At 74.0% G+C, this 21,107-nt stretch carries 17 protein-coding genes; 15 read left to right on the forward strand and 2 right to left on the reverse strand.

The window, feature by feature from the left end; all coding sequences use genetic code 11:
* Positions 1-91: 91 nt before the first annotated feature.
* From AB0K51_RS19585 to AB0K51_RS19655, 15 genes are read left to right on the forward strand one after another with little or no spacing between them, the layout of a single operon-like run.
* Positions 92-2,704: an AMP-binding protein gene (locus tag AB0K51_RS19585; protein ID WP_363456763.1), complete on the forward strand. Its 2,613-nt coding sequence runs from the start codon at positions 92-94 to the stop codon at positions 2,702-2,704.
* The gene (locus AB0K51_RS19590) at positions 2,685-2,939 is read left to right on the forward strand and encodes an acyl carrier protein (RefSeq protein WP_363456765.1); all 255 of its coding nucleotides are present in this window, start codon (positions 2,685-2,687) and stop codon (positions 2,937-2,939) included. Before AB0K51_RS19585 ends, AB0K51_RS19590 begins: the two co-directional genes overlap by 20 nt.
* A gap of 13 nt (positions 2,940-2,952) precedes the next feature.
* Complete coding sequence (locus AB0K51_RS19595) at positions 2,953-4,158, forward strand: PLP-dependent aminotransferase family protein (protein ID WP_363456768.1); 1,206 nt, start codon at positions 2,953-2,955, stop codon at positions 4,156-4,158.
* Positions 4,155-6,524 (forward strand): lantibiotic dehydratase, encoded by a 2,370-nt coding sequence (locus AB0K51_RS19600; RefSeq protein WP_363456770.1) that lies wholly within the window; start codon positions 4,155-4,157, stop codon positions 6,522-6,524. The genes AB0K51_RS19595 and AB0K51_RS19600 overlap by 4 nt, the downstream gene beginning before the upstream one ends.
* Complete coding sequence (gene sbnA / locus AB0K51_RS19605; RefSeq protein WP_363456773.1) at positions 6,521-7,591, forward strand: 2,3-diaminopropionate biosynthesis protein SbnA; 1,071 nt, start codon at positions 6,521-6,523, stop codon at positions 7,589-7,591. Before AB0K51_RS19600 ends, sbnA begins: the two co-directional genes overlap by 4 nt.
* Positions 7,588-8,616, forward strand: a complete 1,029-nt coding sequence (gene sbnB / locus AB0K51_RS19610; RefSeq protein WP_363456776.1) for a 2,3-diaminopropionate biosynthesis protein SbnB — start codon at positions 7,588-7,590, stop codon at positions 8,614-8,616. The genes sbnA and sbnB overlap by 4 nt, the downstream gene beginning before the upstream one ends.
* Complete coding sequence (gene fabG, locus AB0K51_RS19615) at positions 8,613-9,365, forward strand: 3-oxoacyl-ACP reductase FabG (RefSeq protein ID WP_363456779.1); 753 nt, start codon at positions 8,613-8,615, stop codon at positions 9,363-9,365. The genes sbnB and fabG overlap by 4 nt, the downstream gene beginning before the upstream one ends.
* 58 nt (positions 9,366-9,423) lie before the next feature.
* Positions 9,424-9,714, forward strand: a complete 291-nt coding sequence (locus AB0K51_RS19620; protein ID WP_363456782.1) for a phosphopantetheine-binding protein — start codon at positions 9,424-9,426, stop codon at positions 9,712-9,714.
* A gap of 2 nt (positions 9,715-9,716) precedes the next feature.
* A complete protein-coding gene (gene fabZ, locus AB0K51_RS19625; RefSeq protein ID WP_363456785.1) occupies positions 9,717-10,253 on the forward strand; it encodes a 3-hydroxyacyl-ACP dehydratase FabZ in 537 nt (178 codons plus the stop codon).
* A 54-nt stretch (positions 10,254-10,307) separates the two neighbouring features.
* Complete coding sequence (locus tag AB0K51_RS19630; protein WP_363456787.1) at positions 10,308-12,341, forward strand: GNAT family N-acetyltransferase; 2,034 nt, start codon at positions 10,308-10,310, stop codon at positions 12,339-12,341.
* Between the two features lie 60 nt (positions 12,342-12,401).
* Entirely contained in the window at positions 12,402-13,439 is a 1,038-nt protein-coding gene (locus tag AB0K51_RS19635; RefSeq protein ID WP_363456790.1) for an aminomethyl transferase family protein, read from the forward strand.
* Positions 13,439-15,760: a beta-ketoacyl-[acyl-carrier-protein] synthase family protein gene (locus AB0K51_RS19640; RefSeq protein WP_363456793.1), complete on the forward strand. Its 2,322-nt coding sequence runs from the start codon at positions 13,439-13,441 to the stop codon at positions 15,758-15,760. The genes AB0K51_RS19635 and AB0K51_RS19640 overlap by 1 nt, the downstream gene beginning before the upstream one ends.
* The gene (locus AB0K51_RS19645) at positions 15,760-16,611 is read left to right on the forward strand and encodes a hypothetical protein (RefSeq protein ID WP_363456796.1); all 852 of its coding nucleotides are present in this window, start codon (positions 15,760-15,762) and stop codon (positions 16,609-16,611) included. Before AB0K51_RS19640 ends, AB0K51_RS19645 begins: the two co-directional genes overlap by 1 nt.
* Entirely contained in the window at positions 16,608-17,792 is a 1,185-nt protein-coding gene (locus AB0K51_RS19650; protein WP_363456799.1) for a hypothetical protein, read from the forward strand. The genes AB0K51_RS19645 and AB0K51_RS19650 overlap by 4 nt, the downstream gene beginning before the upstream one ends.
* Positions 17,793-17,833: 41 nt before the next feature.
* Complete coding sequence (locus tag AB0K51_RS19655; RefSeq protein ID WP_363456802.1) at positions 17,834-19,450, forward strand: DHA2 family efflux MFS transporter permease subunit; 1,617 nt, start codon at positions 17,834-17,836, stop codon at positions 19,448-19,450.
* 39 nt (positions 19,451-19,489) lie between these two features.
* On the opposite strand, the gene AB0K51_RS19660 is transcribed toward AB0K51_RS19655, so the two are convergent.
* Positions 19,490-20,485 (reverse strand): LuxR C-terminal-related transcriptional regulator, encoded by a 996-nt coding sequence (locus AB0K51_RS19660; RefSeq protein WP_363456805.1) that lies wholly within the window; start codon positions 20,483-20,485, stop codon positions 19,490-19,492.
* 126 nt (positions 20,486-20,611) lie between these two features.
* Positions 20,612-20,983 (reverse strand): hypothetical protein, encoded by a 372-nt coding sequence (locus tag AB0K51_RS19665; protein ID WP_363456808.1) that lies wholly within the window; start codon positions 20,981-20,983, stop codon positions 20,612-20,614.
* Between the last annotated feature and the right edge of the window lie 124 nt (positions 20,984-21,107).

Below are 21,107 nucleotides of genomic sequence, written 5' to 3' on the forward strand. Positions count from 1 at the left end.
ACGGCCGGCCCCGCAAGCACCTCGTAGCCACCGAACCGCACCGGGCCAGGCCCGCCGTGCGCAGGCCCCACACGAAAGGGGGTTAGAACACATGTTCGCATTCATCGCACCGGGGCAGGGCTCCCAGACCCCGGGCATGCTGGCCGCCTGGTTGCGCGACCCGGCCGTCGCCGAACGGGTGCGCGCCTGGTCCGAGGCCGCCGACTGCGACCTGGTCCACCTCGGCACCAAGGCCCCGGCCGCGGAGATCGCCCGGACCGAGCACACCCAGCCCTTGCTGGTCGCCGCCGGCCTGCTGGCCCACGCGGCGCTGGACGGCCTCGTCGAGGACGGCGGCGCGGTCGCCGCCGGCCACTCGGTCGGCGAGCTCACCGCGGCGGTGTACGCCGGGGTGCTGGAGCCCGCCGACGCCGTCCGGCTGGCCGCGATCCGCGGCCGGGCGATGGCCGAGGCCTGTGCCGAGGCGCCCACCTCGATGGCCGCCGTGGTCGGCGGTGATCCGGCCGAGGTGCTCGCCCGGATCACCGCGGCCGGCCTCACCGCCGCCACCTTCAACGGCCCCGGCCAGATCGTCGCCGCCGGCGCCGTCGACGCCCTGGCCGAGCTGCAGTCCGACCCGCCCCCCGGGGCGACCGTGAAGCCGCTCACCGTCGCCGGGGCCTTCCACACCCCGTACATGGAGTCCGCCCGGCAGCGGGTCGCCGCCGCCGCCGAGACCGTGCGCTTCGCCCGGCCCCGGCAGCTGCTGCTCTCCAACGCGGACGGCGCACTGGTCGAGGACCCCGCGGAGATCCGCCGCCGGCTGGTCGACCAGGTGGTCAGCCCGGTCCGCTGGGACCTCTGCCTGACCTCGCTGGCCGCGCTCGCCCCCGAACTGACCGTCTCCCTCCCGCCCGCCAAGACCCTGGCGAGCATCCTCAAGCGCCAGCACCCCGAACTCGAGGTCCTGTCCCTCACCAGCGCCCGCGACATCACCCGCGCCCAGGAGCGCCTCGCCGCCCCCGCCAGACGAGGAGAGCCCGCCAATGCCAGCGCCGCGGCAGGCAGCCTTCGCCCCGTCGCGGCCCGACACATCCCGCCTGGACGCCCCGCCGAAGCACCCGAGTACACCCAGTACGAGGGCGCTCCGGCGGCACGCCCAGCCGGGCGCGGCGGGCCGCTCCTCGACGGGCGAAGCCTGCCTGCCGCGGCGCTCGTGTCTGACCTCATCGACCGCCCGCGCGTCGAGCGGGCCGAGCACCTCGCGGTGACCGATGCCGAGGGCGGGGTGACCTACCGTCAGCTGGGGACCGCCGTGGACCGGGCGGTGGGGTGGCTGCGCGGGCAGGGGATCGCCGCGGGTGACCGGGTGGTGTACGCGGGGGGCAACGACCGTTCGTTCCTCGCGCTGTTCTGGGCCACCCTGCGGATCGGTGCGATCTTCGTCCCGGTCCACCCGGACCTGACGGACCACCAGGTCGACCACATCGTCTCCGACTGCGAGGCCGCGCTGGCGATCTGCCCGCCCGGCGCGGGCCGCCGGGCCGCTCGCACCGTCGAGGCCGAACAGGCCTGGCAGCAGGTGCTGGCCGGCGCCGAGGACGACTTCCGGGCCGACGTCCCGGACACCGCCGTGGCGATGCTGATCTACACCTCCGGCACCACCGGCCGCCCCAAGGGCGTGGTCTGCCCGCACCGCCAGATGCTCGCCGCGCTGCACGCCATCAACGAGCGGCTGCGCTACGAGGCCGCCGACGTGGTGCTCTGCCGACTGCCGCTCTCCTTCGACTACGGCCTCTACCAGGCGCTGCTCGCCACCCTGGTCGGCGGCTCCCTGGTGCTGGCCCGCCGCTCCGAGGACGTCGGACTGCTCCGGCTGATCGAGCGCACCGGCGTCACCGTCGTCCCGCTGGTGCCCTCGCTGGCCCAGATGCTGACGCTGCTCCAGGGCAAGCTGCGCCGCCCCACCCGGGTGCGGCTGTTCACCAACACCGGGGCCCGCCCCGGCCGGGCGGTGATGGCCGAGCTGCTGGAGGTCTTCCCCGGCTCGGTGTTCGCCTCGATGTACGGCATGACCGAGTGCAAGCGGATCTCCATCCTCGACCCGGCGGAGTACGCCGAGCACCCCGACTCGGTCGGCCCGCCGATCCCCGGCGACGCGGTGCGCATCGTCGGCGCCGACGGCGCGGAGCTCGGCCCGCGCGAGACCGGCGAGATCGTGGTCTGGGGGCCGACCGTGATGGCCGGCTACTGGCGGATCCCGCTGGAGGCGCAGAACCGGTTCATCGCCCGCCCCGACGGCTCGCTGGAGCTGCACACCGGCGACCGCGGCTGGCTCGACGAGGACGGCCGGCTGTACTTCGTCGGCCGCGACGACGACGTGATCAAGCGCCGCGGCATCCGCCTCGCGCTCACCGAGATCGAGGACGCCGCCGAGCGGATCCCCGGCGTCACCGCCGCGGTGGCGCTGCGCCCCGAGCCGGAGGACGGCCCGCTGGTGCTCGCCGTGCACTCCGCGCTCCCCCCGGACGCGATCCGCGCCCGCCTCGCCGAGCGGCTCGACCACGCCCGGATGCCCGACCAGATCGTCCCGCTCGACAGCGTCCCGCTGACCGCCAACGGCAAGCCGGACCGGGCCGCCGCCAAGCGCCTGGTGGACGCCGCCCGGACCGCCCAGCCGACCATCACCTCCCCGAGGAGCAGCCATGAACCAGTCGCAGTTTGACCAGCTCGTCGAGCGGATCTGCTCGGTCGAGGTCACCGACCCCGAGACCCCGCTCGTCGACCTGGGCGTCGACTCGCTGCACACCATCGCGCTGGTGATGGCCGTCGAGGAGGAGTTCGGCATCGAGGTCGACCCCGACGCCCTCGCCGACCCCGCGCTCGCCTCCCCGGCCGGCCTGTTCCGCTACGTGCAGTCCTGGGCCGCCGACGCCGCCCCGGCCCCGGCCGGAATCTGAGAGGCCGACAGCCATGTGGACCGACACCAGACCGGCGGCCGAACTGCCCCGGCTGTTCGAACGGGGCGGGGACGTCATATCCCTCTCCGGCGGACTCCCCGACCTCGACGTCCTCCCGCTGGAGACGATCTCCGGCCAGCTCTCCCGGCTCGTCCGCCTCGGCGGCAAGCTCGCCCTGCAGTACACCACCCCGCACGTCGCCAAGGCCCTCGTCCCCGCCGTCGCCGACCTGATGGCGCGTGAGGACGGCCACGCCGACGCCGACAACCTGATCCCCACCAGCGGCTCGCAGATGGGCCTCACCGCCGTCGCCCTCGCGCTCGGCGCGCCCGGCGAGACCATCGTGGTGCAGACCCCGGCCTACCCGGGCGCCACCGCCGCGTTCCGCACCGCCGGCCTCGAGCTGCAGGCCGCGGCGGAGGACGCCGAGGGCCTCGACCCGCAGCAACTGCGCACGACGGTACGGGAGTTGCGGGCGGCCGGGCGGACGGTGCGACTGCTGTACGTCAACCCGACCTTCCAGAACCCGACCGGCGCCACCCTCGGCGTGCACCGCCGCACCGAGATCCTCGCCGCCTGCCGCGAGCTCGACCTGCTGCTGGTCGAGGACAACCCGTACGGGCTGCTCGGCTTCGACGGCGCCACCACCCCCCTGTTCCAGGCCCTCGACCCGCAGCAGGTGGTCTACCTCGGCACCTTCTCCAAGATCTTCGCCCCGGGCCTGCGCTCCGGCTGGATCGCCGCCCCCGAGCACGTCAAGCACGACCTGGCCCGGGTCGCCGAGATCATCTCGCTCTCGCCGTCCGCGCTCGCCCAGGGCGCCCTCGCGGCCTTCCACTCCCGCAACGGCTGGACCGAGCTGATCGACCGCTACCGCGACAGCTACCGCGAGCGCTGCACCCTGATGGCCGACGCCCTCGACCGGGAACTCGGCGCCGACAGCCCGTGGACCTGGCAGCGCCCCGGTGGCGGCTTCTACCTCTGGCTGCGCCACCGCGACGGCGTCGACGCCACCCGCTACGCCCGGGCGGCCGCCGCCCACGGCGTCTCGTTCGTCCCCGGCGGGCACTTCAGCATCGACGGCGAGCACGCCCACGGCATCCGGCTGTGCTTCAGCAACGTGCCGCGCAAGAAGATCGCCGAGGGGATCTCCCGGCTGGCCGCCGCGCTGGCCGAACCGGCCGCCACGGAGCGCGAGTTGGCGGAGGTGGCGGGATGAGCGCCCCCGCCGTCGAGGCCACCGCCACGGCCGCCACGACCGCGGCGACCCCCGCCGCCCGCGCCGTGGACTGGGCGGAGCTCGGCCCGGCCCGCGCGCTGGGCGGATCCGACTGGCAGGTCTGGGGTATCGGCCTGCTGCGCAACGCCGGCTTCCCGGTCTCCGGCCTCGACCTGATCGGCGGCACCCGCGCCCCGCAGGCCGCCGACCGGCTCGCCACCGGCGAGGGCGTCCACGAGGAGTTCCTGGCCGCCTACCAGGCCGACGTCGAGCAGGAGAGCGCCCGCCTCACCGCCCTCGCCGCCGACCCCAAGCTGCGCCTGGCCATCGCCTGGCAGAACCGCACCTTCTACCGCCTGCTCGACTCGATCGCGGCCGGCGGCGGCAAGGAGGCCAAGCGCCGCCAGCGCGAGCGCACCCTGGCCATGTACTGGCTGCGGTACTGCGCCAAGGCCGAGTCGATCGGCTTCTTCGGCCCCGCCGCCTGGATGTCGGTCGGCCGCACCCGGCCCGCCATCGCGGTCGAGCCCGGCCCCGGCCTGGTCGCCGCCTCCCACACCGCCTTCGAGCGCTGGACGATCGCGGCGGTCGCCGACTGGATGGCCGAACAGCCCGGCGCCCGCTGGTGGTTCCCGCCGATGCTGCGCCCCGACGTCCACCTGGACGGCGAGCAGCTGCAGCTCGGCAACCGCAAGACCATGCGGCTGCGCCCCGAGGACGCCCAGGTGCTGCGGCTCGCCGACGGCGACCGCAACGGCGAGCAGATCGCCGACGCGCTGGTCGCCGAGCACGGCTGGGACGCCGCCACCGCCCGCGAGAAGACCGACAAGGTGCTGAACCGGCTGCTGCGGCAGCGGGTGCTCGGCTGGGACGCCAACATCCCGGTCGACGTGCGCGCAGAGGAAGTGCTGCGCCGCCGGGTCGCGGCGATCGGCGACCCGCAGCTGTTCGTCCGCTACGACGCGGTGCTCACCGAACTCGCCCGCCACAAGGCCGAGATCGGCCGGGCCGAGGACGCCGAGCAGCTGGTCGCCGCGCTCGACGCGCTGGACGTCTACTTCGTCGGCATCACCGGGCAGTCCGCCTCCCGCGAGGAGGGCAAGGCGTACGCCGGCCGCACCCTGCTCTACCAGGACGCGGTGCGGGACTGCCGGATGGAGCTCGGCCAGGACCTCCTGGACGCCGTCTCCGCCCCGCTGGCGCTGATCGCCGACGCCGCCGACTGGTTCGGCAACCGGCTCGCCGAACTGGTCGAGGCCGAGGTCGCCGCCCAGGTCCGCCGGGCCGCCGAGCGGCACCGCACCGTCACCCTGGCCGACGTCTGGCCGCAGACCCTGGCGCTGTTCTGGGGCGAGCACAACACCCCGGTCCAACAGGCCACCCGGGAGCTGGCGCTGAAGTGGCGTCAGGTCATCGGCCCGGTGCCCGAGGGGCTGCAGCGGGTCGACCTGGCGTCCGACCAGGTCCGCGACCGGGTCCGCGAGGTGTTCGCCACCGGCCCGGTGCGCTCGCCGCACCTGGCGGTGCACAGCCCCGACCTGCAGGTGGTGGCGAGCTCCGTGGAGGCCGTCAACGCCGGCGACTACCAGGTGGTGCTGGGCGAGATGCACGCCTGCCTGGCCACCCTGGACCTGCCGTTCCTGGACTGGACCGCGGACGACGGCTCGGTGCGCGACAAGGTCAACCGGGCGATCGGCGCCCGGCGGCTGGTGCCGCTGCTGCCGGTCGGCTGGCGCCGCAACAGCGGCCGCATGGTGCCCGCCCCGATCGGCGAGGGCGACCGGCTGCTCGGCTTCACCCGCGCCCCGTTCGACCGGCGCGAGCGGATCGAGCCGGCCGTCGCCGTCACCCTCGCCGAGGTCGACGGAACCGTCACCGCGACCACCTCCGACGGGCGGACCTGGACGATCAGCGAACTGCTCGCGGTGCTGATCTCGATCATCGCCTGTGACGCCTTCAAGATCGGCCTGGACCGCCCGCACGCCCCCCGGGTCACCCTCGACGACCTGGTGCTGTTCCGGGAGACCTGGCGGCTGCCCCTCCACGAGCTGGGCCTGTCGCCCAAGGCCGACCGGCACCGCGACTACCTGGCGGTGCGCCGCTGGGTGAGCGCCAACGCGCTGCCCGACCGGGCCTTCGTCAAGTTCCCCGAGGAGACCAAGCCGTCCCTGGTCGACTTCACCAGCCCGACGGTGGTGCTCTCCTTCGTCAACCTCGTCCGCCGGGCGGTGCAGTCGGACCCCGACACCAAGGTGACCCTCAGCGAGCCGCTGCCGGCACCCGAGGAGTCCTGGCTGCCGGACGCCGACGGCGAGCGCTACGTCAGTGAGCTGCGGCTCCAGATCAGCAGGAAGGTGCCGGAATGACCGTGCTCGTCCCCGACGGCCCGGTGGCGCGGGTCAGCCCGCGCCGGCCGTCGGACCCCGACATCGTCGCCACGATCGGCGGAACGCCGCTGGTGGCCCTCGACCGACTGTTCCCGCCCGCCCGCTTCCAGGTGTACGCCAAGTGCGAGCGGTTCAACCCGGGCGGTTCCATCAAGGACCGCGCCGCCAAGTCGATGGTCGAACAGGCCATCGCCACCGGTCGGTTGATCCCCGGGGTGTCCACCGTGGTGGAGTCCTCCTCCGGCAACCTGGGCATCGCCCTCGCCCAGCTGTGCAACTTCTACCGGCTCGGCCTGGTCATCGTGGTCGACCCCCGCACCACCCCGCAGAACCTCGCGATCATGCGGGCGTACGGGGCGCGGGTCGAGGTGGTCGAGCACCGCGACCCGGCGACCGGCGAGTACCTGCCGGCCCGGATCGCCCGGGTGCGCCACCTGCTGGAGACCGTGCCGGACGCCTGGTGGCCGAACCAGTACGCCAACGAGGACAACGCGCGCGCCCACCACACCACCATGCGGGAGATCGTGGAGGCCCTCCCGCAGGCCCCGGACTACCTGTTCCTGGCGGCCGGCACCACCGGCACCCTGCGCGGCTGCGCCGAGTACATCCGCGACCAGGCGCTGGCCACCCGGGTGATCGCGGTGGACGCCGTCGGCAGCGTGATCTTCGGCCCGCCGGAGCCCTGGGAGTCCTCCCACAAGCGCACCATCCCCGGCCACGGCGCCGCGGTCGTCCCCGCGCTGCTCAAGCCCGACCTGGCCGACCGGGTGGTCAAGGTGACCGACTCGGAGTGCATCCGCGGCTGCCGCCGGCTGCTGGCCGAGGAGTCGATCCTGGCCGGCGGCTCCTCCGGCGCGGTGATCGCCGCGCTCCAGCAGTCCGCCTCCTGGATCGAGCCGGGCGCCACCTGCGTCGCGGTGCTGCCGGACGGCGGCGACCGCTACCTCGACACGATCTACGACGACCGGTGGGTGGAGGACTACCTCCGGCAGTACCTGCCGGAGACCGCACCGCCGCAGTCCGACCACGAAAGAAGTGAGCCATGAGGATCCTCGGCCGGGAAGAGGTCCGCACCGCCCTGGCGGGCCTCGACTCCACCGTCATCGACCTGGTCAGCAACGCCTACGTGCTGCACAGCCAGGGCAAGTCCGACCTCCCGTTCTCCACCTTCCTGCGCCCGCTGCACCGCTCCGACTCCCGGATCATCGCGCTGCCCGCCTACCTCGGCGGCCCGGCCCCGGTGATGGGCCTGAAGTGGATCTCGTCCTTCCCGGAGAACGTCAAGCGCGGGATGCAGCGCGCCAGTTCGCTGTGCATCCTGAACGACCTGGAGTCCGGCTACCCGCTCGCCCTGATGGAGGGCAGCCAGATCTCCGCGGTGCGCACCGCCGCCAGCGCGGCGCTCGCCTCCGGACTGCTGAACCGGGGCCGCGAGGTCCGCACGGTCGGCCTGGTCGGCTGCGGCACCATCAACCACCGGGTGGTCCACTTCCTCTCCCAGGTGCACCCGGAGCTGCGCACCGTGCTGCTGCAGGACGCCTTCCCGGAGCGGGCCGAGGTGTTCGCCGGGGAACTGGCCGCGGAGTACCCGGACATCGAGTTCCGGGCGGCGGGACTCGGCCAGGCGCTGGGCGCCGACACCGTCTCGATCGCCACCACCGACTCCAGCTACTGGCTGGACCTGGCGGCCCACCCGAACCGTCCGATCGGCCAGGTGGTGCTGCACCTGTCGCTGCGCGACCTGTCGGTCTCCTCGGTGCTGAACGCCTACAACGTGGTCGACGACGCGCACCACGCGGTGCGCGAGCAGACCTCGCTGCACCGGGCCGAGCAGCAGGCCGGCCACCGCCGCTTCGTGCACGCCGAGATCGGCGCACTGCTGGACGGCGCCGTCGAGCTCGGCAGCCACCGCACGGTGGTGTTCTCGCCCTTCGGCCTCGGCGTGCTGGACCTCGCCGTCGCCGAGGCGGTGCTGAACGCGGCCGACGCCCAGGGCCTGGGCACCGAGGTCGAGGGCTTCGACCCGGGCAGCCACAAGGTCACCTCCAACCTCGCCGGGAGTGCGGCATGAGCCAGTTGTTCACCGAGGGCACCCGGGCCGTGGTCACCGGCGCCTCCCGCGGCATCGGCGCGGCGATCGCGCTGGCGCTGGCCGAGCAGGGCTGCGACGTGGCCCTCAACTTCCGCAGCAGCGCCGGGAAGGCCGAGCAGATCGCGGAGAAGATCGAGGGCATCGGCCGGCGAGCGCTGCTGGTCCGGGCCGACGTCTCCGACGAGGCGCAGGTCGCCGCGATGTACAAGGAGATCCGCACCGCCTGGGGCGGCGTGGACGTCGCGGTCCTCAACTCCGGGATCACCGCGGACGGCCACTTCGCGGCGATGAGCGCCGCCAAGTGGCAGGAGGTCATCTCCACCAACCTCACCGGCGCCTTCCTGACGGCCCGTGAGGCCACCAAGCAGATGTACGCCACCGGCGGGTCGATCGTCTTCATCGCCTCCACCAGCGGCATCGCCGGCCGGGTCGGCCAGGCCAACTACGCCGCCTCCAAGGGCGGGGTGATCGCGATGGCGAAGACCCTCGCCTACGAGGGCGCCGCCAAGGGCATCCGGGTCAACGTGGTGGCCCCCGGCTTCATCGACACCGACATGGTGAAGAAGGTGCCGCCGGCGCAGCTCAAGGAGGCCGCCGCGGCCATCCCGCTGGGCCGGATGGGCACCCCGGAGGAGGTCGCCCAGGCGGCGGTCTTCCTGGCCAGCCCGGCCGCCTCGTACATCACCGCCAAGGTGCTCACCGTCGACGGCGGGATGCTCTACAGCTGATCGCCGCTCCGTAATCGAACTGACGTTCCATCACCCCATCAGAAAGGCACCCGCCACCATGTCCACCGCCACCTTCGAGGACGTCCGCGCCCAGGCCGAGCAGCGCCTGGAGAAGAACCTCAAGATCAAGTCGATGATCATCGACCGCCTGGGCCTGGACGCCGAGGCCGAGATCGTCTCCGACAACCAGCCGCTGTTCGGCCGCGGCCTGGAGATGGACTCGCTGGACACCCTGGAGATCGTCGTCATGATCAACAACGAGTACGACGTGCTGATCAGCGACGACGACTTCGAGGCCTTCGGCTCGATCAACGCCCTGGTCGACTTCATCGAAGCCCGCGAGGTCTGACCATGACCATCGCCCCCGAGACGGCGCCCGCCCGGGCTGGCGCCGTCAAGGAGAAGCCGAAGACCTTCGCCTACTCCTCCGACGACATCAAGCGGATGCTGCCGCACCGCTGGCCGATGCTGATGATCGACCGCGCCTACGACGTGGTCCCCGGGGTCTCCGGACGCGGCGTCAAGAGCGTGTCCGTGAACGAGCCGTTCTTCGCCGGCCACTACCCCGACCACTCGATCATGCCCGGCGTGATGATCATCGAGGCGATGGCCCAGCTGGTCGCCGTGGTCTACGTCGCCGAGCTGCTGGAGGCCCCGGCGCCCGCCGCCGGAGACGCACCCGCCGACCCGTCGGCCAGCGTCGGCTACCTCGGCTCGATCAGCTCGATGAAGTTCTCCCGGCTGGTCGTCCCCGGCGACCAGCTCACCCTGGAGGCCAAGTTGGGCCAGAAGCTGGGCGGCCTGCGCTCGGTCTCGGTCCGGGCCACCGTCGGCACCGAGCTGGCCGCCGCCGGCTCGCTGATCGTCACCACCGGACGCAAGGGCTGACCGCCCGTCAGGGCCCACCCACCCAACGGATTCGACACGACAAGGAGGTGTGGAATGTCCGTCACGATCCGCCCGTACCAGGAGGGCGACGCGCATGACATCGCCGAGCTCTACAACCGTCACCGCGACAACCCCAACCCGGTGGCCGGCGGGATCAGCGGCGAGGAACTGGAACGCGAACTCGCCGAGCGCGACACCGCGACGTTCCTGGTGGCCGTCGACGACGGCCGGGTGGTGGGCACCTTCGGGCTGTTCCACAGCACCGGACGCCGGTCCGCCCGGGCCGGCGAGCTGATCGCCGACATGTTCTTCGTCGCCCCGGCCTACCGCAACGGCGTGATCACCGGGCGGCTGTTCACCGAGGCGGTCGAATGGATGATGCGGTGCGGCTGCCTGGTGCTCCGCCTCACCGTCAACCCGGCCAACACCGTCGCCTTCAAGCTCTACCGGCGGGTCGGCTGCGTCTCCGTCGGCGAGACCGTCCCCGGCGAGGACGGCAACGTCGAGCTGCACAACTACATCCCGCTGATCCTGCGCAGCGTCTTCGACGACCTCGGCCCCGAGGCGATCGCCGCGCTGAGCCAGCTCAGCAGCTTCGGCGGCGTCGCGGGCGGCCGGGACGACGAACTCCGGTCCGACGTACGGGTGGTGGACGGCATCCGGACCGTCGCCTACGCTCTGGCGCTGGGCGAGTTCGAACTCTCCGCCACCATCGACGTGGACCGCGGCCTGATGCTGGACGCCGCGCTCACCACCCCGGCCGGCGCGACCCGCGCGCTGGCCGTCGCCGAACCGCCGTACCGGGTGCGCGCCGCCCACCAGGGCGAGCCGCACCGGTTCGGCGGCGCGGGACTGACCGCCGAACTCGACGCCGGCGAGGGCACCCTCACCGTGCACGCCGAGGGACACCTCGGCCCGGTCCTGGTCTCCACCTGGCCCAGCGCCGAAGCCGACCGCTCGGCCGGCTGGCGCGAAGGACAGGCCCGCGACCTGGAGATCCACCCGGTCGAGCACGGCGTCCGGGTCAGCGAGCGCACCGGCGGCAACGAGGTCACCGGCACCATCACCCTCCACCAGGGGGTGCTCAGCCAGGACTTCACCTTCACCACCCGGCCCGGCCGGATCTTCCAGACCGTCGGACTGCGCCAGGGCGCCTTCACCCTGGCCGAGCCGTCCGGCGGCACCGTCCGGCAGCACCTGCTGGGCACCGGCATCGGCGTCCGCGACACCTCCGAGGTGGTCGCCGCCGCCCAGACCGCCCCGTCCGGCAGCGAACTCGCCTGGACCGACGGCGCCACCCGGATCAGCCTCCCCGCCACCCACCCGGTCCGGCTGATCCACTCCACCCTGGTCGAACGCCACCTGGAACCCGACGCCGACGGCACCGCCCGGCTGCGCACCGAGTTCACCACCGGCGCCGACCGCCACCCCGCGACGCGCGTCCCCGCCGCGCCGCGCACCGTCGACGGGCGGCGGCAGCTCACCCTGCAGGCCGCCGCCGGCGGAGTCACCGGCTGGACCGAGGACGGCGCCAAGGTGCTCCGCAGCCCCCACCCCCGCACCCGCGCCTTCGGCTGCAACCCGCGCTGGAGCGCCGGGATGTGGGTGACCCGCGAGCACCACCGGCACAGCCTCGCCACCGGCCTCGGCTGGGGCGTCCCCACCGAGGGCGACTGGGAGCAGAAGCACCCGCTCGGCCTCGCCGCCCCGCAGGACCGGATCAGCTGGGAGGTCACCGCCCCCGAGCAGACCGCCCAGCCGGTCCGGGTCGACGTCCACGCCCCCGGCGCGGACGAGGAGATCGTCCTCTGGCTCACCCCGAACACCCCCGCCGCCACCGCCGTGGTGCTCGAATCCGCGGGCACCCGCTGGGAGGTGGAGACCACCGGCTTCCGGCAGGTGTGGGCCGCCGCCGCGGCGGTCCGGCTCACCGGCGGCCAGTGGCTGCACCTCGCCCCCGTCCAGGGCGGCGGCGACCACGAGATCGTCCTGCGCACCACCGCCTCCGGCCTGCTGGTCGGCTGCGTCGCCCCGGCCGCCACCGAGGCCGCCTGGCAGCTGACCGTGCTCGCCGAACCGGCGATCTGACGCACCGCCACCTGACGCACCACCAACCCTGAAGACCCCTCGAAAGGACACCGAACAGCCATGACCACCACCGTTGCCGTGCGTACCGCGCAGGACGACTACACCACCGTCCGCTCCACCATCGGCGTCTACCGGATCACCGCCCCGCTGGTGCGGATCTCCGGCGGGGACCGCTACGACCTGCTGGACCAGTTCCTGGCCAAGGCGAGCGAGTACGTCGAGCCGGACACCGTCCGCGAGGCGCTGGCGCTGAACGCCGACGGCTCCCCGTTCGCGATCGTGCTGCACTTCGAGATCGGCGACGACTCCTGGCTGCTGCCGCGCACCCCGGTCACCGCCGAGGAGCTGTCCGCCTACCTGGACGCCCTGGACACCCCGTCCGACGTCACCGTCGAGATCGCCCCCGAGGGCTGGGGCGCCACCGCGTTCGAGGGCCCCACGGCCTGGTCGGCCGCCGCGAAGTTCGTCGAGTTCGACATCTCCGGCCTGACCCTGCACGCCGTCACCGAGTCCGCGGTGCCTGGTGACGACACCGCCATCGCCCACCTCGCCCGGGTCGGCACCACCGGCGAGTACGGCTACCTGCTGATCTCCAACGCCCCCGAGGCCGGCCACGCCGCGGCCGTCGAGGCGGTCGTCGCCGAGGGCGGCGCCGAGGTCGGCACCGAGGGCCTGGCCCGGGTCCAGGCCGAGGCCGGCATGGCGGTCTACGCCGCGGGCTTCGCCGGCCTGCCGGTGCACGAGGCCGACCTGGCCTGGATGGTCGACTGGAACCGGATCGGCAACTTCCTCGGCTCCGAGGAACTGGTCAAGCCCACCGCCGAGCTGGCCAAGATCACCGCGCTGGCCGCCCCGGTCGGCAGCTCCTTCGAGAACGGCGCCGAGGTCACCGCCGGCGGCCGGAAGATCGGCACCGTGGTCTGGCAGGCCCCGTCCGCCAACGCCGACGAGGAACTGGTCGTCGCGCTGCTGGACGCCCCGTTCTGGGTGCCCGGCCTGGAGCTCGTCGCCACCGCCGCGGACGGCGCCGCCACCCCGCTGCGCACCGTCACCCAGCCCCGCGTCATCGCCCGCTCGCTGACCACCCGGATCCACTGATGACCAACACCACCGAACGCATCGCCCTCACCGGGCTGGGACTGATCACCGGCGCCGGCGACGACGTCGAGAAGAGCTGGGCCGCCATCTCCCAGGGCATCTCCGGCATCCGGACCAACACCCTGTTCGACACCACCGAGCTGCTCACCGACTGGGCCGGCATGGTCACCGGCGAGCAGCCCGCCGACCTGGACCGCTGCTACGCGCTGGCGGCCACCGCGATCCGCGAGGCGCTGCGCAACTCCGGCCTCGACCTGGACGCGGTGGACCGCGACCGGGTGGCCGTGGTGGTCGGCTCCAGCCTCGGCGCCATGCCCACCCTGGAGTCCGTCCACCGCGACCTGGTCAAGGAGGGCCGGCTGGACGCCGCCCAGGCGGCCTCCTCCCAACTGCCGTGCGTCGGCGACTACATCGCCGCCGAGTTCGACCTGCGCGGCCCGCGGGTGGTGCTCTCCAACGCCTGCGCGGCCAGCGCGGTCGCCCTCGGCTACGCGGCCGAGCTGCTCTGGAAGGGCGACGTCGACTACGTCATCTGCGGCGGCGTCGACCCGCTGGCCCAGCTCTCGGCGTACGGGTTCAGTGCGCTCGGCGCGCTCGACCCCGAGCCGTGCGCGCCGATGTCCGCCTCCACCGGGCTGACCCTCGGCGAGGGCGCGGGTTTCATGGTGCTGGAGTCGGCGGAGCGGGCCGCGGCCCGCGGCGCCGCGCCGCTGGCCGAACTGGGCGGCTACGGCCTCTCCTGCGACGGCTACCACCAGACCGCCCCCGACCCGAGCGGCAAGGGCGCGGCCGCCGCGATGGCCCAGGCCCTCGCGACGGCCGGCCTCACCCCCGAGGACGTCGACTACGTCAACCTGCACGGCACCGGCACCCCCGCCAACGACGTGTCGGAGCCCAAGGCGGTCAAGCTGCTGTTCGGCGCCGAGGTGCCGCCGGCCAGCTCCACCAAGTCGATGCTCGGCCACACCCTCGGTGCGGCCGGCGCGGTGGAGGCGATCGTCTCCACCATGGCGATCGACCGGGGCGTGATCCCGCCGACCGTCAACACCCGCGGGGTGGCCTCCCCGTTCGGGCTGGACATCGTCCCGGACACCGGGCGGCCCGCGCCGCTCGAGGTGGTCGCCTCCAACTCCTTCGCGTTCGGCGGCAACAACGCCACCGTGGTGCTCAACAAGCCGGGCCGGCCCGCCCGTTCGGCCCGCCGCACGGCCCCCGTGCACCACGTGGTGGTGACCGGCGTCGCCGGGATGGCCGGCTCGGCCGGCACCACCGCCGAGCTGACCGCGGTGCTGGCCGAGGGCCGGGTCGGCTTCGACGCCCTGGAGCAGGTGGCCGGGGTCGGCGAGCGCCCGATCGGCCGGGTCGACGTCAAGGCCGTCACCAAGCGCCTCAACCCCAGCAAGGCCCGCCGGATGGACCCGCTGGGCGTGCTCGCCGCCGGCGCCGTCGGCGACCTGTACGAGCGGTACGGCAAGCCGTCCCGCGCCGAGGCCGAGGGCACCGGCATCGTCTTCGCCACCGGCTACGGCCCGGTCACCTCGGTCCTGAACTTCCATCAGGGCGTGCTGGAGCAGGGCATCAGCGGGGCCAACCCGGCGACCTTCGCCAACACCGTGGTCAACGCCGCGGCCGGGCACGTCGCGATGCTGCACCGCTACCGCGGCTACACCGCCACCATCGCCAACGGCGGCACCAGCTCGGTCCTCGCCCTGCAGCTGGCCGCCCGGGTGATCGCCCGCGGCATGGCCGACCGGATCATGGTGGTGGTCGCCGACGAGTTCCCCGAGCAGGCCCTGGCCACCCAGGCCCGGCTGCCCGGATACGCCAGGACCGCGCACGTCGTCCCCGGCGGGCGCACCGGCGCGGTGCTCAGCGAGGGCGCGGCCGCGATCCTGCTGGAGTCCGAGGCCTCCGCAGCCGCCCGCGGCGCGGGCGTCCTGGCGGACGTGCGCGGCTTCGGGGCCTCCGGCGAGTCGGCCGGCATCGGCCGGATCGGCCGCGACGGCGAGGCCTGGGCCCGCGCCCTGCGCGCCGCCCTGGCCGAGGCGGACAGCACGCCCGAGCAGATCGACACCGTGGTCTCCGCGGCCTCCGGGTTCAGCCTGGTCGACCTGGCCCAGTCCCGGGCGCTGGCCCTGGCCGGCCTGGCCGACCGGCCCGCGATCACCCCGAAGTCCCAGCTCGGCGAGACCTACGGCAGCGCGGGCGCGCTCGGCCTGGTGGCCGCGCTGGCCGGCGGGGCCCCGGCCGGCCGGCTGCTGCTCTCCAGCTTCGCCTACGGCGGCAGCTACGCGGCGGCCGTGTTCGACGCGAGGCCGTGATGGCCGCTACGCCCACCGGCCTGCGGCCCGCCGAACTTGCGCCGCACGGAGATGAACTGACGGACAGTCATGTCATCGGCTCCACCGGTCGGGCGGGCACGGGTTCGGGCCGGGTGCGGGTCGACGGCTCCGGCCCCGCCGGGGGCGGGTCGGCCTGGAGGCCTGACGCCTCCGGCCGGGACGCCTCCGGCACCGGTCCGGCGAACCGCTCGACCGGCCTCCCGGCCGGGCCGGCGGAGCGGGACGACCTGGCGATCGACTGCCTGGTCACCCGGCACCCGCACCTGCCGCGGGACCGGATGGGCCACCGGCTGAACGACGCCGGCCGGTGGCTGGTCACCGAGGCGCTGGCCGGTTTGTACGGGGTCCGGCTGAGCCCCCGTCAGCTGGCCAGGGACGAGCACCGGCGCTGGAGCGTGCCGGAGCTCGGCCTGAACGCCTCGGTGGCGCACTGCGCGGAGTACAGCACGGTGGCGCTGGCGCCCGGGCAGCGCGTGGGGGTGGACCTGCAGGACCACCGGGACCGCCCCCTCGCGATGCAGTGGCTCGGCGCGCTGCTCGGCCGTCCGGCCGGGGAGGCCGCCACCCTGCGGGACTTCGCCGAGTGCGAGGCGCTGATCAAGGCCTCGCACCTCCGCAAGGAGACCTTCGCCGGCGTCCGGCTGCCCGACTGGCGGCCGGGCTGGCGCCCCACCAACGTCGGCTACCTGGTGCGCTCCGCCGACCTCGGCCACGGCCTGCACCTGGCCCTCGCCACCGACGCGCCCACCCCGGTGCGCTGGTGGTGGCAGCCGGGCCCGGCCGAGCCGGCGGTGCGCACCGCCGCCCTGACCCTGGAGCCCGCCGCATGACCCCGACCGCCACCGCGGCCACCGAGACCGCGCCCGCCACCGCGGGCCGCCGCTACACCCGCCGGATCTCCCCGATCGAACGCGGCTACCTGAACGCCGCCGCCACCGGCACCCCGCAGCTGATCCAGATGGTGATCGAGGGCGTCGGCCGGATCGGCCTGGACGAACTCACCGACGCCGTCCGGCAGGCCACCGCCGTCAGCCCCGGCCTCGCGGTGCGGCGCCGCGGCGCCGCCTGGCGGGCCGGGGACGAGCTGCCGCCGGTGGTCGAACTCCCCGCCGGCGCGGGCCTCGACCACCCGTTCTTCCACCGCGACCTGGACGTGGTGGCCGGCCCGGTCTGCGAGGTGGGCCTGGCCAACGGGCCGGTCACCCGCCTGGTGGTCCGGGCCAGCCACATCGTCACCGACGGCCGCGGCCTGCGGTACTGGATCGAGGACCTGTTCCGCGCGCTGCGCGGCGAGCCGGTGGTCGGCGCCGACGCCACCGTCGACGACGCGCACTTCCGCGCCGCCGCCGCCCCGGTGCCCGCCGCCCCCGCCCCGGCGCGGGTACCGGGCCACCCGGCGATCCTCGGGCAGGGCCCGGCCGACGGCACCGCGCTGTGGCTGCGCCGCAGCGTGCGGGCCACCCCGTCCGCGGTGACCGCCCGGGTCGGTGCGGCGATCTCCCGGCACCTGGCCGCCGACTCCGGCCGGCTGATCATCCCGGTCGACCTGCGCCGGCACGACCGCACGGTCCGCTCCACCGCCAACCTGACCTCCCAGCTTGTGCTCGACCTGCACCACGAGGACCGCTGGAACCGGCTGCACAGCCAGCTGCTCGCCGCGATGCTCCGCAAGCGCGAAGTCGCCGTCCTGGACCGGGACTTCCTGCGCAGCAACCCGTTCGCCAACTCGCTGCGCGAGGCCCAGGAGCTGGACGGCAGCCGCTTCCCGTGCACCGCCATCCTCACCGACCACGGCCGGATCGACACCGACCTCTACCGCACCGAGCGGTTCCACCCGACCGAGTACTACACGCTGCCGATGCTCGTCCCGTACGCCGAGATGTTCCTGAGCACCTGTCAGCTCGACGACCGCACCGAACTCACCCTCTCCTGCCGCAACCGCCCCGACGCCCGCCCGGCGGCCGAGGCGGTCCTCGACGAGGTCGAGCGCGCCCTCCTCGAAGCCGACTGACCCCGGCTCACACTCCTCCCGCTGATGAAGGACCTGCGAAGATGCCCACCACCAAGCCCGCCCCGAACCCGGTGACCGAGGCCGAGGACGAGGCCCCGCCGACCGCCGAGACCCCTGAGGCCCCTGCGGCCGACGCCGCCGACACCGCCGACACCGCAGCCGAGCAGCCGACCGCCGAGCAGAGCGCCGACGACGAGCCCGCCGAGGAGGCTTCCGCCGAGGCCTCCGCGGAGCCCGCCGCCGCGCCGGCCGCGGACTCCGGTCCGTCCGTCTCCGCGCTGCTGACCATGGGCGCCGCCATCACCGGCGGATTCCTGGCGCTGCTCGACACCACCATCGTCAACGTCTCCATGCAGCAGACCACCGCCCGGTTCGGCGGCATCAACCAGGTGCAGTGGGTGGTGACCGCGTACCTGCTGGCGCTGGCCGCGGTGATGCCGGCCACCGGCTGGCTGGCCACCCGGTTCGGCGCCAAGCGGGTGTTCGCCGCTGCGACCGCGCTGTTTGCGCTGGGCTCGCTGGGCTGCGCCGCCAGCCAGTCGCTGGACCAGCTGATCGCGGCGCGCGGCCTGTCCGGCGCGGCGGCGGGCATCCTGACGCCGGTCGCCACCATCCTGCTGACCCGCGGCGTGCCGCGCGAGCACCTGGGCCGGGTGCAGGCCCTGAACGGCTCGGTGATGCTGATCAGCCCGCTGCTCGGTCCGACCATCGGCGGCCTGCTGGTCGCCTGGGGCGGCTGGTCCGCGGTGTACGTGGTGAACATCCCGTTCTGCGTCGCGCTGTTCGCGGTCACCCTGCGCTGGGTGCGCAACGACGCCCCGCCGCGCGGCAGCGCCAAGCCGCTGGACCTGCTGGGCCTGGTCTCCTCGGCGACCGCCACCGTCTGCCTGGTGCTGGCCATCCACGAGTACGCCGCCCAGGGCGCCACGGCCACCCCGGAGCTGCTGGTGCCGCTCGGCCTGGCGGTCGCGGGCGCCGCGGTGTTCGTGGCGCGCGGGCTGACGGCGCGCTTCCCGCTGCTGGACCTGCGGCTGTTCAGGATCCCGGTGTACGCCACCGCGGTGGTGAACATCTTCTGCCTGGGCTTCGTGCTCTACTCGCCGATGATGCTGATCCCGCTGTACTTCGAGGACGCCCGCGGCCTGTCCTCGGTCAGTACCGGCCTGCTGATGTCCACCGGCGGCCTGGGCGTGGTCACCGCGGCCTGGCTGTCCCGGGTGCTGCTGCGGAAGATCGGCGGCGGGGCGACCGTGCTGATCGGCATCGCACTGACCATGATCGCCACCGCGCCGCTCACCCGGCTCACCGGCGACACCTCGTACCTGCTGTTCTGCGGCAGCCTGGTGATCCGCGGCCTCGGCACCGGGCTGACCATCGTGCCGACCATGACCCGGGCCTTCCAGTCGATCCGTCAGGAGTCCATCCCGGACGCCGCCTCGCAGCTCAACCTGACCCAGCGGATCGGCGGCGCACTGGCCATCGCGGTGGTCACCGTGGTGCTGACCGACGCGGCGAAGGAGCGGCACGGCCTGGTGCCGGCCGCCTTCGCGCACTCCTTCGGCTGGCTGCTCGGGGTGTACGCGCTGACCCTGCTGCCGGCCCTGGCCCTGCTCCTCGCGGACCGCAGCGAGAAGCGCCGGGAGGCGGCCGCCGCCTGACGGACCGACACCCGGCGATCCGTCAGGGGACGCCCGCGGTCAGCGCGTGGTGGGGAGCCAGCCGTCCTGGACGGCGTGCACCCCGGCCTCGAAGCGGCTGCGGGCGTCCAGCCGTTCCATCAGGTTGGCGGCGAACCGGCGGGCGGTGCGCGGGGAGACGCCCATCCGCTTGGCGATCGCCTCGTCGGTGTAGCCCTGGGCGAGCATCTTCAGCACCGCCAGCTCCTGCGGCGGGAGTTCGTCGCCGGTGCAGCAGGGGGTGTCGCCGACCGGGATGGCGGTGGTCCACACGCCCTCGAACAGCGCGCACAGTGCGGCCACCGTGCCGGAGCCGCGCAGCACCACCGCGCCGGCCCGGGCGTCCTCGGTGTCGATCGGCAGCACGGCCTGCCGCCGGTCGAAGATGATCATGCGGATCGGCAGCTCCGGAACGGTCCGCACCTGGCCGCCGTGCTGGTTCAGCCAGGTCACGTGGTCCAGGGTGGGCCGGTGGTTGCGGACGCTGTCCAGGTAGACCGTGCGCATCTGCACGCCGCGCTCCAGCAGCGCGGCGTTCGGCTGCCGGCTGGCCCGCAGGTCCTCCTCGGAGTGCGCGCCGCCGGGCGCGAAGGTGGCCACCTCCTGGGAGACCGAGCCGGCCAGCTCGGCCAGCCGCTCGCGGATCGCCTCCGGTCCGATCAGCTGCTCGGAGGAGGCGTCGGTGGCGGTGGGTCTGAGCGCCGAGCACTCGGCGATCAGCTGGGCGGCGGCTGCCCGCGAGGCCTCCACCCGCATCTGCTGGGCGGCCAGGTCCGCCTGCTGACGGGCCAGCAGCAACTCCATCGCGGTCTCCGGCCCGATCGCCCGGAACCCGATGCCCTCCCGCGCCGACGGCTGCACCAGGGCGAGTTCGCTGAGCCGGTCGAGCCCGGCGCGCACCCGTTCCTCGGTCACGCCGAGTTGGGCGGCGAGCGCGGCCACCCCGGCCTCCGGGTCCGCCAGCATCGCGCGGTAGACGGCTTCTGATTCCGCGTCAAGCCCCAGGATATCCAGCATTGGATCGTCCCCGTTTTCGATCAGTGCCAGTAAGTGAGGTACGCGGGGGAGCTTACTGACATCGAGTAGCCGTCCGCTGACTCTCGCGTTCCGGAGAAGTGTCCGGTCAGCGGACGGCTGCGGCGATCAGAGGGCGAGAAGTTGTCCGACCAGCTCCGTTGCCGGACGGGCGGCGGGGCCCTCGCCGACCGGGAGGTCCCGGGTGCAGTCGCGCACCAGGGAGTGGAAGGAGAAACGTGCCGGGGCGTCCTGCCGGATCAGGTTGTTCTCGAACAGGACGTCGAGGTGGCCCTCCACCTCGTCGGCGGACAGCCCGGTGATCGCGGCCGCGCCCGCCACGTCGAAGGCGGCCGCCGGATGACGGCTGATCAGCCGGCTGAAGTCCCGTTCGGCGCGGTCGAGGTGCTGGTAGGAGGCGCGCAGCAGGGCCATCAGGTCGCGGTCGGCGGTCTGCAGGCAGCGCGCCCGGCGGGTCGGGCAGGCCAGCCGCTCCACCATGTCAGCGACCGCCCAGGCCGGGCGGTCGCGCAGCCGGGTCGCGGGGGGGGCGGGGGGCGGCCCAGAGCGGTAGCCGGGGGGAGGGGGGGAAGGTGGGTGGGGACGGGTGGATGTGGGGGGGCGG

This window comes from Kitasatospora sp. NPDC049285, from assembly GCF_040678815.1.
Taxonomy (GTDB): domain Bacteria; phylum Actinomycetota; class Actinomycetes; order Streptomycetales; family Streptomycetaceae; genus Kitasatospora.

Bases quoted from the DNA above. Each gene is read 5' to 3' on its own strand.
- fabG (WP_363456779.1), top strand. From the start codon at position 8,613: ATGAGCCAGTTGTTCACCGAGGGCACCCGGGCCGTGGTCACCGGCGCC.
- AB0K51_RS19645 (WP_363456796.1), top strand. From the start codon at position 15,760: ATGGCCGCTACGCCCACCGGCCTGCGGCCCGCCGAACTTGCGCCGCAC.
- AB0K51_RS19635 (WP_363456790.1), top strand. From the start codon at position 12,402: ATGACCACCACCGTTGCCGTGCGTACCGCGCAGGACGACTACACCACC.
- AB0K51_RS19665 (WP_363456808.1), bottom strand. From the start codon at position 20,983: ATGGTGGAGCGGCTGGCCTGCCCGACCCGCCGGGCGCGCTGCCTGCAG.
- AB0K51_RS19630 (WP_363456787.1), top strand. From the start codon at position 10,308: ATGTCCGTCACGATCCGCCCGTACCAGGAGGGCGACGCGCATGACATC.
- AB0K51_RS19655 (WP_363456802.1), top strand. From the start codon at position 17,834: ATGCCCACCACCAAGCCCGCCCCGAACCCGGTGACCGAGGCCGAGGAC.
- sbnA (WP_363456773.1), top strand. From the start codon at position 6,521: ATGACCGTGCTCGTCCCCGACGGCCCGGTGGCGCGGGTCAGCCCGCGC.
- AB0K51_RS19650 (WP_363456799.1), top strand. From the start codon at position 16,608: ATGACCCCGACCGCCACCGCGGCCACCGAGACCGCGCCCGCCACCGCG.
- AB0K51_RS19640 (WP_363456793.1), top strand. From the start codon at position 13,439: ATGACCAACACCACCGAACGCATCGCCCTCACCGGGCTGGGACTGATC.
- AB0K51_RS19620 (WP_363456782.1), top strand. From the start codon at position 9,424: ATGTCCACCGCCACCTTCGAGGACGTCCGCGCCCAGGCCGAGCAGCGC.
- AB0K51_RS19660 (WP_363456805.1), bottom strand. From the start codon at position 20,485: ATGCTGGATATCCTGGGGCTTGACGCGGAATCAGAAGCCGTCTACCGC.
- fabZ (WP_363456785.1), top strand. From the start codon at position 9,717: ATGACCATCGCCCCCGAGACGGCGCCCGCCCGGGCTGGCGCCGTCAAG.
- AB0K51_RS19590 (WP_363456765.1), top strand. From the start codon at position 2,685: ATGAACCAGTCGCAGTTTGACCAGCTCGTCGAGCGGATCTGCTCGGTC.
- AB0K51_RS19595 (WP_363456768.1), top strand. From the start codon at position 2,953: ATGTGGACCGACACCAGACCGGCGGCCGAACTGCCCCGGCTGTTCGAA.
- AB0K51_RS19585 (WP_363456763.1), top strand. From the start codon at position 92: ATGTTCGCATTCATCGCACCGGGGCAGGGCTCCCAGACCCCGGGCATG.
- AB0K51_RS19600 (WP_363456770.1), top strand. From the start codon at position 4,155: ATGAGCGCCCCCGCCGTCGAGGCCACCGCCACGGCCGCCACGACCGCG.
- sbnB (WP_363456776.1), top strand. From the start codon at position 7,588: ATGAGGATCCTCGGCCGGGAAGAGGTCCGCACCGCCCTGGCGGGCCTC.